This is a genomic window from Chryseobacterium lathyri (assembly GCF_003290185.1).
GTDB classification, from domain to species: Bacteria; Bacteroidota; Bacteroidia; order Flavobacteriales; family Weeksellaceae; genus Chryseobacterium; species Chryseobacterium lathyri.
This window is the reverse complement of sequence record NZ_QNFY01000010.1, coordinates 92161-114724: the sequence shown is the minus strand read 5'-3', so window position 1 is coordinate 114724 and position 22564 is coordinate 92161. Positions and strand designations below refer to the sequence as shown.

The window sequence follows — 22564 nt, the reverse complement described above, 5'->3', positions numbered from 1 at the left end:
TGCTTAATAAAATCATTTGATTTTTTCTTAATTAAACTTAAGATCTTCAATCATCTTAATGGTTCAAAAAAAATAAATTTTGTAGCTATTGAAAGCTGTGTATTTTATAAATATTCTTTAATCTGCAAAAGATGGGTAATACTTTTCAGACCTTCTTCCTGCTTATTTTCTTTATACACATCGAAGAAGATTACATCAATTCCATAATTCTGGGACCCGACAACATCCGCGATCCAGTCGTCACCAATCAGGATACTTTCTCCTTTACTGGCTTGTGCAAGCCCCAATGAATATTCAAAGATCTTCGGATTGGGTTTTCTCACCCCTACAGAATCAGCGCTGGTAATGGTTTTGAAATATTTATCGATTCCTGAAAGGATGCATTTCCTCTCTGTTACTTCCTGGAAGCCATTGGAAATAACGTGCAGCGTATAATCTTTTGATTTCAGATATTCCAAAATGTACTCTGCACCTTCTACCAGCTCGTTGTGGTTGAGGATCTTATCCAGGAAATGCTCTTCAAAATATTGCGAAAGCTCTTCATCATCCACTCCGAAATGTTTGAAAGTATCATAGAAACGGTGTTTTCTCAGGTATTCTTTACCGATAATACCGTCTCTGATCTTTTCCCAAAGGCTCTCATTAATTTCATGATAGACAGAATGGAAGGCCTCAAAGTCGATATTATAATGTAAGGTGATTTCCTGTTTTTCAAAAAGGTCTTTGATGGTAAGGTAAGCGTTCTTACGGTGATCCCAGAGCGTATTGTCCAGGTCAAAAAAAATGTGCTGAATTTTCATACAGCACAAAATTACTCATTTTAATTTTTGGAAATCGGGAAATTCTTGCTTTTGGTTTGTACCAATTCAAGACTTTTAGAGTAACTCAGTAAAAAATCAATTGTTTGTTTCTTAGGTTTCAAAGTTTTCACTTTTAAGGAATCATTTTTTTTCATAGGCGAAAGTATGTTTTCCTTTAAACGTGAATTTTTCGAAAATATTATCCTAACGTGTCAATACAATGTTATTTTCGTCCATGATTTTTCTCAGGTTAATGAGTGCATAGCGTACTCTTCCCAATGTGGTATTGATACTCATATTGGTATGATCTGCAATTTCTTTGAAGCTTAAGCCATCAAAAAATCTTAATTTAATAACTTCCTGCTGATTCTGTGGCAAGAACTGAAGCATCCTTAAAAGATCTTCCTGGATCTGCAGCGTTACTAGCTGCTCTTCAATATTTTCTGAAGGCTCCCGGATCAGATCGAAAATAGAATACTCATCTGTTTCAAAAGTAGTTTCTGAAACTTTAACGTTTTTCGCTTTTAGTCTGAAATGATCAATAATAAGGTTGTGTGCAATTCTTTTTGCCCAAAGAATAAATTTTCCTTCTTCGTTATATCGTCCTTCTTTCAACATCAGGATGATTTTCATGAATGTATCCTGAAAAACATCATTGGCCAGATCTTCATCATTAATTTTGTAAAAAATGAATGTAAACAGTTCTCTCTGATGACGATGAATAAGGGCTGATAGGGCTTCTTCATCTCCTTTCTGATAAAGGGAAATTAGTAGGCTGTCCGTTTTTGATTTCATAACTCTTCTCAATAATAAAAAATTTGCAGACCAGCAATTCTCCAGATATTTTATCTGGCCCTAGCTGTAAATACAAAACAGTTTTTTAGAGTAAAGTAAAATCAATAGGCAGTACAATTATTATATGGTGTAAATATAATAATTTTTTAATAACTGTTAACCTATTATTAAATTTTTACGGGAAAATTAAAAAAAAATCACTTAAACATATCATGAATAAAGACTGTAGGAATATTTAATGTTAAATTAACATTTAAGCCTTTCAGCTCTTTTCCGTTCAAACGGGCCTCTCCGATTGGGAAAGCATAGCCTCCGGTAAGATCCAAAAGGCCGAAAAGAGTAACTCCTATTTTTGGTGCGATATATTTATTAGTTCCTTCTGCCCCAATTAAAAGATAATATGAGTGGTAGAAATCTACATTTTTTTCAAAATTAAGAAGAACATCGGCCTGCAGTTTCGGCATGATCGCAAACTTAGACCCGGCGGATCCCATTAAAGCAGATGCACCCAAACGGTATATCACATCATCATTCTTCAGAAAAAGCAGCTTCCCTCCCAATTCTCCAAAGCTTTGGTTCTGGTATGTATATCCTACGGTGACCATTTTATGCATGGTATACTGTGCCCTTGCCACTATGCTCAGGAAAAATATAAAAAGTACGGTAACTGCTGATCTAAAATTCATCATCTCTAATTATTTAAGGTGTAAAATTAAAAAAAACTGCCTTACCCAAAGATAAAGCAGTCCTATTTATTATTTCTGAAGACAAATTAAATGCCGAAAGCAGCTTTAATTTCGTCTACTTTGTCAAGTTTTTCCCAGGTAAAGAACTCAAGACCTGTAAGGGTAATTTCATTTTTCTGACCTTTATTGAATGTTTTGTCAGCTATATAATGCTCTTTCCCCATATGCCCGTAAGAAGCCGTTTCCTGGTAGATAGGATTTCTTAATTTTAAGTTCTGCTCAATGGCATAAGGTCTTAAATCAAAGATTGAAGTCACTTTTTTAGCAATATCACCATCATGAAGATCTACTTTCGCAGTTCCATAAGTGTTGATATACAAACCGCAAGGTTCAGCAACACCAATTGCATAGGAAACCTGTACCAGAACTTCGTCAGCTACTCCTGCAGCCACTAAGTTTTTAGCGATGTGCCTTGTAGCGTAAGCAGCACTTCTGTCTACTTTCGACGGATCTTTTCCAGAGAAAGCACCACCACCGTGAGCTCCTTTTCCTCCGTAGGTATCTACGATAATTTTTCTTCCCGTAAGACCTGTATCCCCGTGAGGACCTCCGATCACAAACTTCCCTGTTGGATTGATGTGATATTTGATCTGATCGTTGAACAATGCCTTGATCTCTTCAGTCTGCTGAGCTACTACTCTTGGAACCAGGATCTTTTTGATGTCTTCACGGATCTTATCCAGCATTTCTTCTTCAGTTCCAAAGTCATCATGCTGTGTAGAAACCACAATAGAATCAATTCTTACCGGCTTGTGATCGTCAGAATATTCAATTGTTACCTGGCTTTTTGCATCCGGACGAAGGTAAGCGATTTCGTTCCCTTCTCTTCTCAATACAGAAAGTTCTTTAAGGATCGTGTGGGCAAGGTCTAAAGCAAGAGGCATATAATTAGCCGTCTCGTTGGTTGCATAACCGAACATCATCCCCTGGTCACCAGCTCCCTGTGCGTTAGCTTTGGCTTCAAAAGATTCGTCGTTTACTGCTCTATCCACTCCCTGGTTGATATCCGGAGACTGTTCGTGAATCGCGGAAATTACTCCACACGAATCTCCGTTGAACATATATTCTCCCTTAGTGTATCCAATTCCGTTAATAACATCTCTTGCAATAGTTTGAACATCAAGATATGCATCGGACTTCACTTCTCCGGCCAGCACGACCTGCCCTGTTGTTACAAGGGTTTCACATGCTACCTTAGAGCTTTTATCATATGCTAAAAAGTGATCGATTAATGCATCGGAGATCTGATCGGCAATTTTATCCGGATGTCCTTCTGAAACTGATTCAGATGTAAATAGATAAGACATATTATTCTTTGTTTTTTAGATTAAAATATATGAAGAAAAATAAGAATAAATTGCCTAGAAAGAATACTGTTTTAGCATATTTTTAGAGAGGTTGCAATCAGGTCAAATTTTTCCTCGTTTATAAACGTTCGCAAATTTAAGTACTATTTTTTTAATACTAAAGGTTTTTGCTTATTAATTGTAATTTTCTTAAGATTAATGATTTATATCACTTTGCAGTCTTCTTAGTTCATTGCGGTTTGATGCTCACAAATTCCTTTGGATTTACATGATAATTCAGTTTAAGCTCAAGAGATTTTTTGATAGACAGCGCCAGCTCATCAATAATTTTCTGCTTAAAAGTCGGCTTATAGTAAATAATGCTGATCTCTCTGTATGGAAAAGGTTTTTTGAACCTGAAAACATTCTCTTTTTGCTCTTCCGAAAGCTGGCTCAATGCTAATTCCGGCAGAATACTGATCCCTCCCACTTTATCCACCATATGGACCAAAGTCTGAATATTGGATGCTAAGAAATCCAAATTCTTAGGTTTTAATGTATTTTCTTTTAAATGACAGATATTCTCAAACTGGTTTCTCAGGCAGTTCCCTTCTTCCAGGAGCCAGACTTTTTCCACATTCAGTTCTTCAGGTATGATGTAAGAGTTCTTTTTATTCGCTTCCGTATTGGAGCTGTAGATCATCAATTCTTCATTGAAAAGAAAGTCCTGATAAAATTCATCAGCAGAATCATAAGGGGTAGAAATAATTCCGGCATCCAGTTCACCTGCTTTTAAAGCCTTGACAATATTGTCTGTGGTCATTTCTTTTACATTCATCTGGATTTTCGGATTATCTTCCAAAAATTTAAAGATTTCTGTCGGCAAAATAAAAGAAGAAACGGTAGGAATGATTCCTAAATTGATCGTTCCTCCTAAAATATTATTCAAAAGGTTGGCCTTATTTTTCAGCTCATTGACAGATTCTATAATTACCTTTGCCTGATCAATGATTTGGAGCCCAACATCTGTAGTACGGATTGGGTGTGTTGTTCTGTCGAACACTTTCACATCCAGTTCATCCTCAAATTTTTGTATCATCGCACTTAATGTAGGCTGTGTAATAAAGCATGCCTGAGCTGCTTTACCAAAATGTTTGTACTTATCTACAGCGATAAGATACTCCAGTTGCTGAATGTTCATCTGATTAATATTATCTATTACAAAGATAAAATGTTTTTGCTATTTGTAATCAAAAATTCAAGTAAATTTGATATTTAATACGTCTGCATAAGACAGTTTACAAGGGAAATCAACCATACAAATCATAACTATATGGATTCTAAAAAATTAACGCTAAGCAATGGCGCACCTTATTTTGAACATCAGGACTCACAGACAGTAGGTCCCAGAGGGCCTGTCCTGCTGCAGGATTTCATTCTTCAGGAAAACCTTGCGCACTTTGTAAGGGAAAGAATCCCCGAGAGAATTGTGCATGCCAAAGGAACCGGAGCCTACGGAACATTTACCGTAACACACGACATCAGTCAGTATACAAAAGCCAAATTATTTTCAAAAATAGGAAACTCATGCAGAATGTTTGCCCGGTTTTCTACTGTAGGGGGTGAAAAAGGAAGTGCAGATACAGCAAGGGACCCGAGAGGTTTTGCTTTAAAATTTTATACGGAAGACGGGAACTGGGATCTGGTAGGAAATAACACGCCGGTATTCTTTATTAAGGATGCCAAAAAATTTCCAGACTTCATCCATACCCAGAAAAGAGTTCCGAAAACCAATTTAAAGAGTGCCACGATGATGTGGGATTTCTGGAGCCATAATCCGGAATCTCTTCACCAGGTTCTTATTTTAATGTCTGACAGAGGAACACCTTATGGTTACAGACATATGCACGGGTTCGGATCACATACTTTTTCGATGATCAATGCTCAAAATGAAAGAGTCTGGGTAAAATTCCATTTTATAACAAAACAGGGAATCAAAAACTTCACTGATGCAGAGGCAGTAAAGATGGCTGGAGAAAACCCTGATTTTGCACAGGAAGATCTTTGCAACGCCATTGAAAATGGAGATTTTCCGAAGTGGACCATGTATATCCAGGTGATGACGGAAGAGCAGGCAAAAGATTTCAGATGGAATCCTTTTGATATTACGAAAGTATGGTTTCATGATGATTTCCCGATGATCGAAGTAGGTGAAATGGAACTGAATGAAGTTCCGGTCAATTATTTTGCACATGTGGAACAGTCTGCATTTTCACCAAGTAGTCTTATTAACGGAATCAGTTTTTCTCCGGACAAAATGCTTCAGGGAAGGTTATTTTCTTATCCCGATGCCCACAGATACAGAGTAGGAGTAAATGCTCACCAGCTGGAAGTGAATCGATGTCCTTTTGCAGTCAACAACTACCAGAGAGACGGTTTTATGGCAGATTCCAGTCAATACCAGGATAAACCGAATTATTTCCCGAACAGCTTTGATGACATTAAACCGGATCCGGTTTATAAGAATTATGAATATGAGCTGGACAGTGCCCATGTTGCCAGCTATAACAGAAATGAAAATGATGATGATCATTATACCCAACCCGGATTACTGTATACAAAATCGATGACCGCTGAAGATAGAGAGCACCTAATCAGCAACATCGTAGGAAGTATGAGAGGAATTTCCGGGCCGAAAAAAGATGAGATCATCAACCGTCAATTATGTCACTTTTTCAGGACTAATATAGAACTTGGCATGAAAGTGGCATCTCAGCTAAATATCAATATTGATGCTAATATGATGAATCATTCGAAATAGGATTTTGAAGGATTCATTAAGTAAAAGGAAAAAAAACTAATATTTTTTCCTTTTTTTTGCAAAAAATTCATAATTTGCAAAAAATAATATTTTATAGTGGAAAAATGAGTTACGAAAATATATTATTAGAAAAGGAAGGGAAATTAGCTGTTGTAACCATAAACAGACCTCAAAGCTTAAATGCTTTAAATGCAAAAACGATTCAAGAGATAAGCTCAGCCATGGATGAACTTAACGCTGATGTGTCCTGTAGAGTAATCATTATTACAGGAAGCGGCGAAAAATCATTTGTAGCGGGAGCCGATATAAAAGAATTCAGTGATTTTGGACAGGAAAAAGCCGAAGAACTGGCCAGAAACGGGCATAATACCCTGTTCAACAAAATTGAAAATACATCTAAGCCTGTTATTGCAGCCGTGAACGGTTTCGCATTGGGAGGAGGTTTAGAGCTAGCTATGGCTTGCCACATCAGATATGCATCAGAGAATGCAAGACTGGGGCTTCCGGAAGTTACTCTGGGATTAATTCCGGGGTATGGAGGGACCCAAAGGCTTCCTAAATTGGTAGGAAAAGGTATTGCCAACGAAATGATCTTCTCAGCCAAAATGATCCCTGCTCAAAAAGCAAAGGAAATCGGATTGGTGAATGAAGTATACCCTATTGAAGAATTATTAACCAAAACAAAAGAATTAGCGAATATTATAGCCAATAACTCACCAATGGCTATATCAAAGGCCATCCAAGCCGTAAACTTGTCTGACACGGATAAAGGTTTTGAATCTGAAATCAAGTATTTCGGAGAACTTTTTGAAATGAACGACAAGAAAGAAGGAGTTACCGCTTTTTTAGAGAAAAGAAAGCCTAATTTCTAAGATTTTTAATCCAAATTATTTCGAAAAAAACTAATGCTGCGGTATGAATAAGTTTGATAAAGCTTATCTAAAAATGGCCCAAGAGTGGGCAAAATTATCCTACTGTAAGAGAAAACAGGTAGGAGCTCTTATCGTAAAAGATAGGATGATTATTTCAGATGGTTACAACGGAACTCCTTCGGGATTTGAAAACTGCTGTGAAGATGGAGAAGGAAAAACACACTGGTATGTACTTCATGCGGAAGCCAATGCTATCTTAAAGCTGGCCGCTTCCACTCAGTCTGCAAAAGGTGCTACGTTATATTTAACGCTGTCGCCATGCAAAGAATGCAGTAAGCTGATTCTGCAGGCTGGAATTACAAGACTTGTGTATATTAATGAGTATTCAGACGACGACGGGATAGCGTTCTTGAGAAACCATAACATTGAAATAGAACAAATATCGGACTGTGAACTAAAAAAATAAGCACAAATGACCTGGGATGAAAAGATCAAAGATTTTGAAATATTTCTTCGTTTCGAACGAAATTTTTCAGAAAACACTCTCGATGCCTATATTCGAGACATCAAAAAATTAAAAGATTATGCCGAAGTGGATCTGGAAAACGTCGGTCCAGACTCTATCGGTTACGAAAACTTACAGGAATATATCTTCAATCTTTCCAAACAGAAGTTCAGCGAAAGATCACAAGCAAGATGGATTTCTTCGATAAAAGCTTTCTTCAAGTTTCTGCTTGAGGACGAGTTCAGAGAAGATAATCCTGCCTCACTGCTTGAAGGTCCAAAACTGGGATTGTATCTTCCTGACACCTTAAGCCTGCCTGACATCAATAAGATTATTGCAGCCATTGAGTCGCATTCTGACCTCGGAAAGAGAAATCATTGTATCATTGAAGTTCTTTACGGATGCGGATTACGTGTCTCGGAACTTATTGACCTTAAGATTTCGAACATCAATTTCAAAGAACAGTACATTAAAGTAAACGGAAAAGGCAACAAAACACGTTTCGTTCCTCTAGCCGATTATACTGCTGAACTTTTGGAAACTTACATCAAAGAAGTACGTTCGAAAAGCAAGATCAATAAAAAATATGAGGATACGCTGTTTCTTAACAGCCGTGGAACATCCATGTCCAGAGTAATCGTATTTCTGATCATTAAAGAACTTACAGACAAAGCTGGCGTAAGCAAAAAAATATCTCCACACACTTTCAGACATTCTTTTGCAACGCACCTTTTACAGAATGGGGCAGACCTTCGCTATATCCAGGAAATGCTGGGACATTCCAGTATTACCACTACGGAGATCTATACTCATCTGAAAACAGAAGAACTTCGGGACGTGATTTTAACTTATCACCCGAGAAATATTAATATTGCTCAATAAAACGAAGTTCCATCTGACTTTTGAAAAAATATTGTTAACAGATGAAATTATTGAAATACTGCCCAAGCTGTGGCAAAGAAACCCTGCATTGGGATGGCGAAAAGAAATGGAGCTGTCCCGAATGCGGTTTTACCCTCTACAATAACGTTGCCGGCGCGGTAGCTGTTGTTATCCGATATGGTGATAAAATCTACCTTACCAGAAGAAACAGGGAACCTAAAAAGGGAAAACTTGATCTGGCCGGAGGTTTTGTAGATCCAAGGGAAAGCGCAGAGGAAACGTGCAAAAGAGAGCTTTTTGAAGAGCTTCAGCTTGATGTGGATATTTCAAAACTAAAGTATCTTACCAGCCTCCCGAACATCTATCAGTATAAAGAAATTGATTACAATACAATCGATCTTTTTTATGAGTATCGTGTTCAGGAAAAGTTTGAGGTGAGCCTGGAGCTTTCTGAAATATCAGAAGCGACCTGGATTCCTTTGAATGCTTTGGACCTTGATGATATTGCTTTTGAATCTCAGCAGAGATTTTTTGTAGAATATCTGAAGAATAACCGGTAAGTTATTATAAAGAAATTTACTCCCGCAGATTACAATGTGTGGGAGTTATTTTGTTTGATATCAATAAGATTTTGATTTCAGCATATCTTCGAAATACTGAACTAGTAATGTTCTTTCAGCGTCTGTAAGATTAGCTTCTTTGTGGTAGACGATATATCCCGGCATAGGCATCGCTTTGCTTTGGATTGTCTGAATGGATTTGCTCAGCATGCTTTCCTTCAGTTCCTTGTTATATGTACCCCAAACAGAAAAATTGAGATGTTCCCGGCCTTCATTCACATGGCTTTTTACAGACCACGAAATAGGCGCAACATAAGCATATTTGGGATATACTGTTTCATTGGAGTGACAATCGTAACAGGCTCCTTTTATCAAACCCCTGATTTTTTCCGGAGTCTTTTTTGTATCGACGAAGTTAACGGCTGTATTGACAGGCTTATTTACTTTATCAATAGAAATAAACTGCATCAGTGCAAAAACTACCAGCGCCCAGAATAACACTTTCTTTAATGTATTCATAGCTTTATTTTACCGGTGTTAAGACTGCATTTCCGGATTCTGACTTCACTTCTTTATTCAATTCCTTCTGTATGGTGTCTTTGGGGGTTTCTGCAGGAACATCTACAGGCTTAGGAATATTTCCTTTAGGATTATCCAGCGTTCTGGTATCTTTCAGGTCCCAGTCTTCCTTGGTTTCCCATAACGGCCGCACAACAGCTTTTTTGTAGAAGACATAGGAATCTTCAGCAAAAGTTTCTTTTTCAAAATCCGCTTCGTCCCAGAATTTATTTCCATTGTTATCCACCAGTATTCTTACGATATATTCATTAGGTTTCAGGATGTCAAATTTCACGCTGTTTCCTTTGGTATATCTTGAATAAATAACTTTATCCGAAGCATCCAGGAGCTGGATCCAATAACTGGCCTCCGGTGCATTCTGTATATTAAATGCAAGACTTCCGAATTGATCTACCTTTTCTACTTCGAAATCAAAACGTTTTGACTGTACATTTTTAGCGTAATAGGACGATACCGTCTCCTTTGGAATCGTAAGCTGATATTTTTTGCCATTCACAAAATCTGAATGAATCTGAATCTGGTAAGGATCTGTTTCAGAGATTTTAGCAGTAAATTCCTGAGTGGTTAAACTGTCACTTTTAAGAGTCCATTTTTCAGGACTTATCTTATCGATGATATAGCCGGATCTGATATTAAAGTCAGAATTCGGAGCCAATAATGGGCCTCCGCTGTCATTTTCAAGATCCATTGCATTTTTCTTGTTGTATTTATAGAATACGGAAACAGTATCCTGCTTGCTCCCGATATCGTAGCTGAATTTAAGATTTTCAGTAACCGTTTGCCCCACATCGCTTTTTACAGCATCAAACCAGATTTTTACGGTATCCGATTTCGGGCGGTGGGTCACCTTAATGTCCTGAAGCTTTTCGTTTACAGAGGCTACTTTCACATTCTCAGGGTTTCCTTCAAATGTCATGATAACTCCTCCGGGACTTTCTTTCATTTCAAGATATTTCAAAGGCTTTTTGGAAGGATATATTTTTAAATTTAATCCTGAAACAGACTTTTCAACATCTACAGCTTCTTTTTGAAATCCTATTTTTTCTTTTCCCGGATCATAAATAGAATTACTATTCTCATCCTCAAAGGCTATAATCTTATATTTTCCCGGGGTAAGATAGTTAAGTTCATAATACCCATCTTCATCCACTTTGGTAATGTAATAGGGTTTCTGTCTGTAATTCATCGTATCTTTCACCTGGTAAAGCCCTACAACAAGCTTATTTTCTCCTTCTTTCTTTTTAAGTGCTACTGCATCCGAAATTTCACCGCTGATATAAAGATCATCCAGCTTATCTCCCGTAGAAAAAGCAAAATTGAAATACCTAAGAATATTAGACTCATTATTATCAGCAATTGAGTTTCCAAAGTTGAAGTTATAAGTCGTATTGGCCTGGAGGGTATCTTCCCACTGGATCATCACAAACTTATTGGCGATGTTGGAAGGAAGAATCCGCTTTATATTTTTGATAGGCGGAGAAATGATCAGGTTTTTATTGATATCCTTTAAGGTAATATATTCGTCGAAATCCAGTCTGAGCTCATGGATGTCTCTTTTTACATTAACTCTTGTAGTGTCAATATTTGAGCTTAAAAACTTTGGAGCCAGGGTATCTTTCGGTCCTCCCACGGGAGATCCTACTCTTGCACATGAGTGTACAAGAAAACAGATAACGAATAATAGAAGAAGTCTTTTCATATATGTTTAAGCAAAATTAAACATTATTCTCCAAAAACTTCATGTCCGGCATTCAAAGTATCTTTATTGTCGTTCATTACACTGTGCAGCTTATCTTTCTGAGCCGGAAAATCTTCAAATAATCCTGATAAAGCCAATGCTGTATATACTTTCCCTGAATATTTGTTCCCAATAGCTACGATCGTCACTTTTGATTTCAGCAGATGGGCAAATACGGAATTGGTTCCGTGCCACCATCCGTTATGATAAGTAAGTTTCTCGCCATTGTCAAAGATCTTCATCCTGAAACCGAGTCCGTAATTATTCATTCCTGCTTTCTCGTTGCTATACGGTGTGAAAACCATCTGCATCAGATCAGGCTTTAAGAAGTCTTTTGAAAACATGGCTTTTGAGAAGTTATAAAGGTCCCTTGGCGTTGTATACACATTTTTATCACCATAGATAAGGTCAAGCCTGTCTAAAGGATACAGTCTGTTTCCGCCGTAATAAAAAGACTGTGCGGCTGTAGGAATATCTTTCTCCTGAAAAATATAAGTATGTTCCATTTTCAGAGGCTGAAATACCATTTCTTTCATGGCCTGCGGAAACGGAGTTTTGGTGATCTTCTCTATCAGTAAAGCCAGCATCGCAAAGTTGGTGTTGCAGTACATAAAACCTGTATCCGTATCCCTTGCCAGATCTGGTTTGTATTTGATGATCATATTCAGAACATCCTGGTTAGTAATAAAAGATTTTGAAAGTTCTGCCGGAGCCGGCTGTATTTTGGCAATAAAATATTCGTATTTCGGAAGACCGCTTCTCTGATCCAGCAATGTCTGTACAGTGACATTCGGATAAGGAAACCCCGGAAAATATTGGGTAAGGTGATCGGTCAGTTTTATTTTTCCAGCTTCCACCAATTTCAGCATGGCCATAGCCGTCAACGTCTTTGAGACAGAAGCTACATGCAGTGGTGTATTTTTATCGATCGGCATCTGGTTTCCTTCTCTGCCGAAACCTCTGTAGTTTTCATACAGAATATCATCTCCTTTTGCGACGAGTATCCCTCCGCTCAGATCTCCACCTTCCCAGATCTTTTTATAATACTGGTCGATGTACCCTGTGAGTATTCCTTTATCTCCAAACTGATTGTCTTCTTTGGTAAAAACATTGCCCAGATCTACATTTCCGTAGTTTGGAAGATTAGTCGTGTTTTCAGCTGAAGTCTGCTTGGATTCAGATTTTTTTTTACAGGAAATAAAGGATAAAAAAACAGCTACAATAAGTAAAAAATTACGCTTCGTCATGAGTATCAAAAAATGAGCAGCAATTTAATAAAACTCAAAATAAATTTTCAGTTCGGAGCGTATATTATGAATTATTTAACATAAAAGATGAAACTCGCGAAAGGGATAAAGACACAGGCAATGAGTAATTTTATCTTTTGCCTTAGATTTTTCCTAACAGTAGGAAGCAATTATCTTGTCCACGATCACCTGTGCCAGCTTTTCTTTGCTTTGGTGAGTCCATCCGGCGATGTGTGGTGTTACGATTGTTTTTTCAGATTCCAGAAGGTATTTAAGATCTTCATTTTCTGTTTCCAGATTTTCAAAAGATGCCTTTTCATATTCAAGGACATCAAGGCAGGCACCTTTTACTTTCCCTGATTTTAAAGATTCAACTAAATATTTAGTTTCTACGTTTTTTCCTCTGGCTGTATTGATGAAATAAAAGTCTTTTTTCATTTCTGAAATAAACTTTTCATCAATAAGATAGTGAGTTTCAGAAGTCAGCGGAATATGCAGGCTCAGAATATCTGCAGATTGTTTTAGTTCTTCTAAACTGACTTGTGTAGCATATTCATCAGAAAGCCCGGGAAGGATATCATGAAAAATAACCTTACAGCCAAATCCTGAGAATCTTTTTGCTGTAGCTTTCCCCATGTTTCCATATCCTATAAGCCCTACCGTTTTTCCGAGAAGCTCATCTCCCCTATTTTCTTCACGAAGCCAGATTCCGTTTTTCACTTCTTGGGAGGCGATAAAAAGACGGTTCATTAAAATCAACAGCATCCCTACAACATGTTCTGCTACCGAATCTCTGTTCCCTTCCGGAGAATTGATCAACTGAATTCCCAGTTTTTCTGCAACTGGAATATCAATATTTTCCATTCCCGCTCCTACTCTGGCAATAAACTTCAGGCTTTTCCCTTTTTCCAGAAAGTTTTTATCCAGAGGAATTCTGCTTCTGATGATAACTCCGTCATAGTTATCAATTTTATGACAAACCTCATCATAGGAAGATGTGAAATCTTCTTCTAATACAAAATTCTTAGTTAAAAGCTGTTCTGTGATGAGAGGATGGTTTTTATCTAAAAGAAGTATTTTCATAGTTTAAACACAAATGGCACTAATTTATTTCACAAATAACACAATTATAAAGTACCGTTAATCACTCTTTTAACTCCATTTTTAAACTGAAGTGTATTAAAGTTAATTAACATTCCAAGTTTACAATTACTTAGGCGAAGGTATGTAAGTATTTGTGCTAAATGAATATCTTGTAATGATTCTATGGATTTTATTTCCAGCACAAATTTTTTTTTCAATTAAAAAGTCAAGCCTATAACCAATATCCATTTTAACCTCATCATAAACTAATGGCATCGGTTTTTGCCTCTCTACAAGAATATCAAATTTATTTAATTCATAAAACAAACATTCTTCATAAGCACTTTCCAAAAAGTCCCGGTCCTAATGACTTATGGACTATATACCCTGCTTCATAAACAATTTTTGATATATCATTTTCTGAAATATCCATCTTTATTATTTTTTTTCATTTGATTAGGCACAAACCATTTGTGAAAATTCGTGCCATCTATTCGTGTTATTTGTGTTTAATTTTTTATTTTTTATCTTTCTTTGACTCTTTTGTTTCTTCCGGTTCCTGGAATAATTTTTTAAGTTCCACCGATTCCAGGGGCTTCATTCTTCCGGAAAGGATTAATGACAGTTCTTTTCTTCTGAAAGCAGCAGCATGTCTCAGTTTTTCTTCTTCAGTTTCGGGAATCATGTCCGGGATAGGAATAGGACGGTTGAATTCATCTACTGCAACGAAAGTATAAATTCCTTCATTGGTATGAACTTTCTTCTGATTGATCGGATCATCCAACCAAACATCCACATACACCTCCATTGAAGTAGAGAAAGCTCTTGAAACTTTAGATTCCAGAACCACTACCCCACCTTCAGGGATAGGATGATTGAAAGAAACATGATTTACAGATGCTGTTACCACTCTTCTCTCGCAGTGTCTGGCTGCAGAAATAGAAGCACAACGGTCCATTTTTGCAAGAAGTTCACCTCCGAAAAGGTTTCTTAAAGAGTTGGTTTCGTTCGGAAGAACAATATTGGTCATGATCGTCAGAGATTCTGACGCTTTTTTTACTTTTGCCATTGAGTCTTAGTGTTGTTTTGAGCTGCCGAAGCGGGTTTTATGCCTTTTCCGGCTGGTTTTGCTAATGAATCTTTTTTCAGGGAATCTGAAACAGCCGTTTCCGGACCTTGTACCATTACTTTTACGGTGTCTTTTACAATTCTATGTGTAGAAGTCTGGACAGAAACTTTATCAAAAGATTTTTTTCCGAAAAGAAGTTCTCTTTGGGTGAATGCCAGATACAGAATTCCTAAAACAGGAATGGCAAGCAGAAAAATCCAAAGAATAGATTTTTTGAATGTATAATCTTTCTCTCTCTTTTCTTTAGTACTTATTTTTTCACCATTGTTGATATCCGAGAGCCTGATCTCTTCAAGCCCATAAAAGTCCGGATGCCCCGCTTCTATTCTTTTCCCCTTGAAATGCGTCTTATCATCTTCAATATGGATAGCTCCGAGGTTCTGAATTTCCAGAAACTGATCTGCCTGAAGTTTTTTCTTCCAAAAATCAGTCTGGATTTTCAAGTCACTTCTGGAAGCCTCTAAAGACATCTGCTTTTCTCCGGCTATAAAGGCAGCCAGCTCGTCAGACTGTATTTCATAATCCACTGCAAAAACGATCTCGCTTGCAGGCGGAAGAATGCTTCCGTTCTCAGAATTAATAATTGCCTTGGAGTTTTTAAGCGAAAACGCACCGAATCCCGGAACCGTCACAGTTCCAAATTGTTTCAGATATTCTAAAATGTAAGCTGAAATATTCATTTGGCAGCAAATTTATAATTTTTTCGTGACTTTTTGAAGAGATTTGTAGGATATAAAAAAAGACTGCCTGAACAGTCTTTTGATAAATAGGTATAAAATTGAATGTATTAAACCCTGTTTGGCAAATTATCATCCGTATTATTGAATTTTCCAGCTGATCCCGAACATAAAATTAGTTCCTGCCTGTGAAAAATAGTATGGATCTCCACCATAAACCGCTCCGTTGTTTACATATTTTTTATTAAAGAGATTATTCACCAGTAATTTTAAAGCAATATCATTATGGGCTATGGTAAACTGGTACTGCGCATTGAAATCGGTCAGGAAATAATCTTTCAGCTCGAGGTTTTTATCCCCGGTATTATCCAGATATTGTTTTCCGACATATTGATTCGTTAAAGCAAACAGAAAACTCTTGGAAGGATTGAACTTTAGGCCAAGATTGGCAATGACATTAGGCGAAAATGAAATATTGGTATCACCCAGATTCTGAAGTGCTCCATTATTTTTAATTTTAAAATCAAGGTTTCTATTCTGGCTGAGACTGATATTCCCATTCACTTCCCATTGCTTGGAAAGTTTAGCCAACGCTCCGATTTCAATTCCTCTTCTGTAGCTTTTTCCGGAGTTTGTTCTGATGAATGCTCCTACATTATTTAACTGCCCGTTCAGTACTAACTGATTAACATAGTACATATAGTATAAATTAGCCGTAACAGATAAAATTCCAAACTGTTTTTCAATACCGGCTTCAAAATCATGGAGTTTTTCGGCTTTTACTTCATTATCACTCATCAGGTCATCCCTGTTCGGTTCGCGGTGGGCATGTGCGTATGAAAGGAAAACTTTCCCATTCCCGATTTTATAATTCACTCCCGCTTTTGGATTAAAGAAAAGCCAGCTCTTATCAAGATTTCCACCTTCTCCATCTCCGGTATTCAGGATCTTGGTATCATAATCAATATTTCTGATCTGAAGATCTCCGAAAAATTCAAAGTGATCCCCGGTTCTCCATAAAGCTTTTGCAAACCCTGCCAGCTCAGTTTTCACCGAACGGTTTCTGTAATATTCATACTCATTGATCTGTGGAAAATAAACCCCGGTAACATTTCCAAAATGTCTTCCATAGTATTGGTTCGCGACCACACCGAAATTAAGATCTATATTATCCAGCTTTCCGTAAAGTGTAGAAACAGCCCCGTAAAAATCATTATCCAGCCATTTTTTTCTGATAAAATCGGTTATTTCTACCGGAGAGCCATTTACAACCGGTACCGGCAAATTATAATTGGAATAATGTGTAGCCTCTACATCTGTTTCATCAACTCTTTTATAGTTTTCATAGTAGCCTTTTCCTTTCGTATAATGAAGCGTGGTTTCCAAATTCCAGTTATCATTGAATTTCTGCTCCCATAAAAGTTGGAAATGATTCTGTCTGTAATTATCCGTCTCGTTATCATAGAATTTCTCTTCTCCGGTCAACAGATCTGTGTATTGTCCTGAATAATTGAATTTAGGATTGGTTTCCCAGGTTGGCCGGTCAATTCCGTTCCATGCCTGATAAGTTTTTTCTTTTCCTCCGAAAGCCATCAGACGAAGCCTTGTTTTCCCTTCTTCAAATAATGCAGTGAAATTGTAAGAATCCAGTTTTGAAGAAGCTCTGTCAATATACCCGTCAGATTGGATACGCGTATACCTTCCCATCACCGAAAGCCTGTTGTTCCAGAATTTCCCGGAACCTGCTTCCGCTGAATATTTATAGGTATTAAATGAGCCGTAGCTGTCATCGGTTTTGAAATACATCTTCTCATCCGGTTCTTTGGAGATCACATTGATACTCGCACCAAACGCAGAAACCCCATTATTGGAAGTCCCCACCCCTCTCTGAATCACAATCTGAGAGGCAGAACTGGTAAGATCCGGAACATTGACGAAAAATGTTCCCTGGCTTTCAGAATCGTTATAGGGAACGCCGTTCATCATCACATTAATACCTTTTCCTTCTACTCCACGAATTCTGAATCCCGTGTACCCAATCCCGTTTCCGGCATCAGAGGTTGAGATAACAGACGTTTGATTTTTTAAAAGAATTGGAAGATCCTGACCCAGATTCCTGCTGTCTACATCTTTCTGTACGTTAATGATTTCTTTGGCAACAGGAAGTCTTTTGGTAAAGTTGACAGCTTCAATTTCCCTGACCTTCAGTGAATCCTTATTTTGCGCCTGGATAAAGGCTGCAGAGCCTACCGTAAGCCCTAAAAAAAATAATCCTTTCATTCTATAAATTTTTAAAATTTAATGAATAAAAGGGGCGGATTAAATAATGTAGCAATTTACTAATTTAACAGTCTAGCAATGATTGGTATATTGTTATACTGTTCCAGTGGTACATTTTCAAAATTCCCTAAACAGCATTATCTGTTCCAGGTTCATTGGGTATAATCTCAGCTTATTAAAGCACCCCTTTATTTCAACGCGAAATTACAAAAAAAAAGTGAGATAGGATCTTCCGATACTCTGTGAATGATAAGATCTGCATTCTCAATTTAATCTGAAAGAGATATTCTTATACAAAGATTAATAAGTCTTATTTCTGGCATCGATATAATAATAGTTCTTTCCGTCTTTCGTCACGTCAAACATTTTCCCCATTTTCCAGCTGAAATTCCTTTTTATATTGGAATATTCAAAAGGAACAATCACTTTATTATTAACATCAATTACTCCAAACCTGTCGTTGTGGGAAGCCACAATCATTGGATCTGCGGTATCATCACCTTCCAGAATATATAAATACTGATACTGGGGATAGATCTGGTAATCCCTGTAATCTGCTGCGTTCACGAATCTGGACTTTTCAATGATACCGTAAAATCCGTTTAAAACGTATGCCTGATACAGCTGCTGCTTATAATCCTCCAACTTACATTTTCCGAGATCCGAATCTTTGAACTGATAAACTCTTTTCCCCGCCTTATTCACCCGGTAAGAAATCATATCCTTTTCTACGGTAGCATATTCTTTAGTTCCGAATTTTCTTATTTTTTCGTTGGGAGAGTTCAAAAGATTACAATCTTCATAAAAAAAGACGGCAATATGGTATTCAGGTTTGATAATAAATTTTCCGTTCTGATTAACGTAACCAAATTTTCCATCTTCTTTTTTAGGGATCAAAACCGGAAGATCCGGATTGATGATCACCAGATCCGGGTTTGGCTTAGCCACTGCAGATCCCTTTTTCACTACAGTTTTAGTTACATTTTTAATCGGTAGCTTCTTCACGGATTTCGTCTGTGAAAAAACGAAAACCGAGATAAATACACACCAAAAATTCAGGATATTTTTCATATTCATCATTTGCCTGCAAAATTACGGCCAAAAATAGAAATTATCAAATTCATATTTATAAAGAATCTAAATAATTTCATTCTGATAAAATACTAAAAAATTCGTAAATTTGGAAGCACTTTTTAAGTGTTTGATAATCTAAAAACGTTTTGGAGATATAATTTTGATAGGAATGCTGTCAAAAAAGTGTATAAATCTTACCCAAAGAGAGTTTTTCAGCAAGACAAATCGCAGGTAAATTACTTACATTCTATTAAAGGTCAAATATATCCCACTTTGAAACGGAACATTATTTCACATTTTTAAAGGGGTAGATTATGTTGTTGATGACTATACTTGTTTTTTTGCAGCAACTTTAGTACTGACAACTGCCTTACATCTACTTTTAAAATTTAAAAGACTTCTATTATTATGAATATGTATCAGGATTACATCCAAGAGATTGAAGAAAGAAAAAACCAGGGACTCAATCCAAAGCCAATTGACGGTGCCGGATTACTAAGCGAAATCATTGCACAAATTAAAGATCCGGGTAACGAATATCGATCAGATTCTCTTAAATTTTTCATTTACAACACCTTACCAGGAACAACAAGTGCTGCAGGCGTAAAAGCTAAGTTTTTAAAAGAGATTATTCTGGGAGAATCCGTAGTAGAAGAAATATCTCCGGCCTTTGCTTTTGAATTATTATCTCACATGAAGGGAGGACCTTCTATTGAGGTACTGCTTGATCTGGCTTTGGGTAATGATATCTCTATTGCCAAGGAAGCGGCAGACGTTCTTAAGACACAGGTTTTCCTTTATGAGGCAGATACCAACCGTCTGAAGGAAGCATTCAATAGCGGTAACGAAATCGCCAAAGAAATTATTGAAAGCTATGCACAAGCAGAGTTCTTCACTAAACTTCCGGAAGTTGCTGAAGAAATAAAAGTAGTGACTTTTATCGCAGGTGAAGGTGATATCTCGACAGATTTACTTTCTCCGGGGAATCAGGCGCACTCAAGATCAGACCGTGAACTTCATGGTAAATGTATGATCACTCCTCAGGCGCAGGAAGAAATTAAAGCTTTGCAGGCACAGCATCCTGATAAAAGTGTAATGCTTATCGCAGAAAAAGGAACCATGGGTGTAGGTTCATCCAGAATGTCCGGAGTGAACAACGTAGCTTTATGGACAGGTAAGCAAGCAAGCCCGTACATCCCATTCGTGAATATTGCTCCAATCGTTGGAGGAACAAACGGTATTTCTCCGATTTTCCTTACTACGGTTGACGTTACCGGTGGTATTGGCCTTGACCTTAAAAACTGGGTTAAAAAACTGGACGAAAATGGAGAGCCAATCCGTAACGAAGCTGGGGAACCGATTCTTGAAGAAGCGTACTCCGTTGCTACAGGAACCGTTCTTACCATCAATACAAAAACAAAAAAACTTTATAACGGTGACCAGGAGCTGATTGATATTGCTAAGGCATTCACTCCACAAAAAATGGAATTCATCAAGGCTGGCGGATCATATGCAATTGTATTCGGTAAAAAGCTGCAGACATTTGCTGCAAAACTTTTAGGAATAGAAACTCCTCTTGTTTTTGCTCCGTCAAAAGAAATTTCCCACGAAGGACAAGGTTTGACTGCAGTTGAAAAAATCTTCAACAGAAACGCAGTCGGAACAACTCCGGGAAAAGTTTTGCATGCCGGTTCAGACGTTCGTGTACAGGTTAATATCGTTGGTTCTCAGGATACAACAGGTTTGATGACCGCCCAGGAACTTGAATCAATGGCAGCTACCGTGATTTCTCCAATTGTTGACGGTGCTTATCAATCCGGATGTCACACTGCTTCTGTTTGGGATAAAAAGGCGCAGGCCAACATTCCGAAACTAATGAAATTCATGAACGAATTCGGTTTGATCACAGCCCGTGACCCGAAAGGTGAATACCACGCTATGACAGATGTTATTCACAAGGTTCTTAATGATATAACGATAGACGAGTGGGCGATCATCATTGGTGGTGACTCCCACACAAGAATGTCTAAAGGGGTTGCTTTTGGAGCAGACTCAGGAACAGTTGCCCTTGCACTGGCTACAGGTGAAGCATCTATGCCAATCCCTGAATCCGTAAAAGTAACTTTCAAAGGAAACATGAAAGAGCACATGGATTTCCGTGATGTTGTTCATGCTACTCAGGCTCAGATGCTTAAGCAGTTTGGTGGGGAAAACGTATTCCAGGGTAGAATCATTGAGGTTCACATCGGAACACTTCCTGCTGACCAGGCATTTACCTTTACAGACTGGACTGCGGAGATGAAGGCAAAAGCTTCCATCAATATTTCTGAGAACGAAACCCTGATCGAGTCATTGGAAATTGCAAAAGGCAGAATCCAGATCATGATTGATAAGGGTATGGACAATCATAACCATGTCCTTCAGGGATTAATTAATAAGGCTGATAAGAGAATCGCTGAAATCAGATCTGGTGAGAAACCAGCTCTGACACCGGATGCGAATGCTAAATATTATGCTGAAGTTGTTGTTGATCTTGATGCCATCGTTGAACCGATGATTGCTGACCCGGATGTAAACAACGAAGATGTTTCTAAGAGATATACTCATGATACCATCAGAGACCTTTCTTATTACGGAGGCGAGAAAAAAGTGGATCTTGGATTTGTTGGATCTTGTATGGTTCACAAAGGCGATTTGAAAATTGTTTCTCAAATGCTTAGAAATATTGAAAAACAACAAGGTAAAGTTGAGTTTAACGCTCCGCTTGTTGTAGCCGCTCCAACGTATAACATTATTGATGAATTAAAAGCAGAAGGAGACTGGGAATTTTTAGAAAAATATTCAGGGTTTGAATTTGATGATAATGCTCCTAAAGGCGAAGCACGTGTTGAATACAAAAACATGATGTATCTTGAGCGTCCAGGCTGTAACCTTTGTATGGGGAATCAGGAAAAAGCGGCTAAAGGAGATACGGTACTGGCAACTTCTACCCGTCTTTTCCAGGGAAGAGTAGTTGAAGATTCAGAACGTAAAAAAGGAGAATCTTTATTGGCTTCAACTCCGGTGGTTGTTCTTTCTGCTATCATTGGAAGAATTCCTAATATTGATGAATATAAAGCTGCCGTTGAAGGTATTGACCTGACTAAATTTGCTCCACCTATTAAAGAGTTAGTCCAGGTTGGTCATAGTATAGCTTAACGTTAGGTCGTAGGACTGTTTTAAAATTATATAATTGAAAGATTTAGTCCTTTAGGATTTAAATCTTTCAATTTTTGTTTAGAACCTTTCTATTTAAGACTGCTTTAGAATTATTTAAAATAAAAATATAGAAAGAAATTCCAATTTTTTCTTAACTTGATAGAAATATAACATTCTGATTATTTATCATAATTATCCTTTTTATGAATTGAAGGAACAGAATTTGATGAATTAAGTAACAATGATATTTTTCCGTTTTAAAATAAAATTATTGACGGAAAAGCTTATTTAA

General features: G+C 37.4%; 21 protein-coding genes. 6 read left to right on the top strand and 15 right to left on the bottom strand.

The genetic code is table 11. The annotated features are described in order from the left end of the window. Positions 1-104: 104 nt before the first annotated feature. The 5 genes from DRF61_RS15385 to DRF61_RS15365 form a co-directional block, all read right to left on the bottom strand. Entirely contained in the window at positions 105-800 is a 696-nt protein-coding gene (locus DRF61_RS15385) for a YjjG family noncanonical pyrimidine nucleotidase (RefSeq protein WP_111958604.1), read from the bottom strand. Between the two features lie 204 nt (positions 801-1004). Beyond that, positions 1005-1595: an RNA polymerase sigma factor gene (locus tag DRF61_RS15380; protein ID WP_111958602.1), complete on the bottom strand. Its 591-nt coding sequence runs from the start codon at positions 1593-1595 to the stop codon at positions 1005-1007. A gap of 197 nt (positions 1596-1792) precedes the next feature. Continuing rightward, positions 1793-2284 carry a hypothetical protein gene (locus DRF61_RS15375; protein ID WP_111958600.1) on the bottom strand — a complete coding sequence of 164 codons (492 nt, stop codon included), beginning with the start codon at positions 2282-2284 and terminating at the stop codon, positions 1793-1795. Between the two features lie 83 nt (positions 2285-2367). Next, a complete protein-coding gene (gene metK / locus DRF61_RS15370) occupies positions 2368-3648 on the bottom strand; it encodes a methionine adenosyltransferase (RefSeq protein WP_111958598.1) in 1281 nt (426 codons plus the stop codon). A 229-nt stretch (positions 3649-3877) separates the two neighbouring features. Then, positions 3878-4828, bottom strand: coding sequence for a LysR substrate-binding domain-containing protein (locus tag DRF61_RS15365; RefSeq protein ID WP_111958596.1), 951 nt, complete (start codon positions 4826-4828; stop codon positions 3878-3880). 132 nt (positions 4829-4960) lie between these two features. Here DRF61_RS15365 and DRF61_RS15360 point away from each other — a divergent pair, with 132 nt between their 5' ends. The 5 genes from DRF61_RS15360 to DRF61_RS15340 all read left to right on the top strand — a co-directional run bounded on the left by DRF61_RS15360 (position 4961) and on the right by DRF61_RS15340 (position 9267). After that, positions 4961-6448: a catalase gene (locus DRF61_RS15360; RefSeq protein WP_111958594.1), complete on the top strand. Its 1488-nt coding sequence runs from the start codon at positions 4961-4963 to the stop codon at positions 6446-6448. A gap of 104 nt (positions 6449-6552) precedes the next feature. Then, on the top strand, positions 6553-7320 hold the full coding sequence (locus DRF61_RS15355) for an enoyl-CoA hydratase/isomerase family protein (RefSeq protein WP_111958592.1): 768 nt from the start codon (positions 6553-6555) through the stop codon (positions 7318-7320). Between the two features lie 43 nt (positions 7321-7363). After that, a complete protein-coding gene (locus tag DRF61_RS15350) occupies positions 7364-7786 on the top strand; it encodes a deoxycytidylate deaminase (protein ID WP_111958590.1) in 423 nt (140 codons plus the stop codon). Between the two features lie 6 nt (positions 7787-7792). Continuing rightward, complete coding sequence (xerD, locus tag DRF61_RS15345; protein WP_111958588.1) at positions 7793-8707, top strand: site-specific tyrosine recombinase XerD; 915 nt, start codon at positions 7793-7795, stop codon at positions 8705-8707. 41 nt (positions 8708-8748) lie between these two features. Further along, positions 8749-9267: an NUDIX hydrolase gene (locus DRF61_RS15340; protein WP_111958586.1), complete on the top strand. Its 519-nt coding sequence runs from the start codon at positions 8749-8751 to the stop codon at positions 9265-9267. Between the two features lie 60 nt (positions 9268-9327). Here DRF61_RS15340 and DRF61_RS15335 read toward each other — a convergent pair whose 3' ends face one another. From DRF61_RS15335 to DRF61_RS15295, 10 genes are all read right to left on the bottom strand, one after another. Then, positions 9328-9786, bottom strand: a complete 459-nt coding sequence (locus DRF61_RS15335; protein ID WP_111958584.1) for a heme-binding domain-containing protein — start codon at positions 9784-9786, stop codon at positions 9328-9330. A gap of 4 nt (positions 9787-9790) precedes the next feature. Further along, on the bottom strand, positions 9791-11545 hold the full coding sequence (locus DRF61_RS15330) for an Ig-like domain-containing domain (protein WP_111958582.1): 1755 nt from the start codon (positions 11543-11545) through the stop codon (positions 9791-9793). A gap of 23 nt (positions 11546-11568) precedes the next feature. Then, complete coding sequence (locus DRF61_RS15325) at positions 11569-12831, bottom strand: serine hydrolase domain-containing protein (protein ID WP_111958580.1); 1263 nt, start codon at positions 12829-12831, stop codon at positions 11569-11571. Positions 12832-12984: 153 nt separating this feature from the next. Next, on the bottom strand, positions 12985-13914 hold the full coding sequence (locus tag DRF61_RS15320) for a 2-hydroxyacid dehydrogenase (protein ID WP_111958578.1): 930 nt from the start codon (positions 13912-13914) through the stop codon (positions 12985-12987). A 44-nt stretch (positions 13915-13958) separates the two neighbouring features. Continuing rightward, entirely contained in the window at positions 13959-14117 is a 159-nt protein-coding gene (locus DRF61_RS23060; protein WP_307724886.1) for a GxxExxY protein, read from the bottom strand. Further along, complete coding sequence (locus tag DRF61_RS23055; RefSeq protein ID WP_338065568.1) at positions 14041-14241, bottom strand: GxxExxY protein; 201 nt, start codon at positions 14239-14241, stop codon at positions 14041-14043. Before DRF61_RS23055 ends, DRF61_RS23060 begins: the two co-directional genes overlap by 77 nt. Positions 14242-14431: 190 nt before the next feature. Then, complete coding sequence (locus tag DRF61_RS15310; protein ID WP_048500903.1) at positions 14432-14983, bottom strand: acyl-CoA thioesterase; 552 nt, start codon at positions 14981-14983, stop codon at positions 14432-14434. Continuing rightward, a complete protein-coding gene (locus DRF61_RS15305; protein WP_111958576.1) occupies positions 14971-15723 on the bottom strand; it encodes an HU domain-containing protein in 753 nt (250 codons plus the stop codon). The genes DRF61_RS15310 and DRF61_RS15305 overlap by 13 nt, the downstream gene beginning before the upstream one ends. A 138-nt stretch (positions 15724-15861) precedes the next feature. Further along, on the bottom strand, positions 15862-18000 hold the full coding sequence (locus DRF61_RS15300) for a TonB-dependent receptor (protein ID WP_111958574.1): 2139 nt from the start codon (positions 17998-18000) through the stop codon (positions 15862-15864). Between the two features lie 300 nt (positions 18001-18300). Further along, a complete protein-coding gene (locus DRF61_RS15295) occupies positions 18301-19071 on the bottom strand; it encodes a WG repeat-containing protein (protein ID WP_228452679.1) in 771 nt (256 codons plus the stop codon). A 411-nt stretch (positions 19072-19482) separates the two neighbouring features. On the opposite strand from DRF61_RS15295, the gene DRF61_RS15290 reads away from it, so the two are divergent. Continuing rightward, entirely contained in the window at positions 19483-22272 is a 2790-nt protein-coding gene (locus DRF61_RS15290; RefSeq protein ID WP_111958570.1) for a bifunctional aconitate hydratase 2/2-methylisocitrate dehydratase, read from the top strand. Positions 22273-22564: the final 292 nt, after the last annotated feature.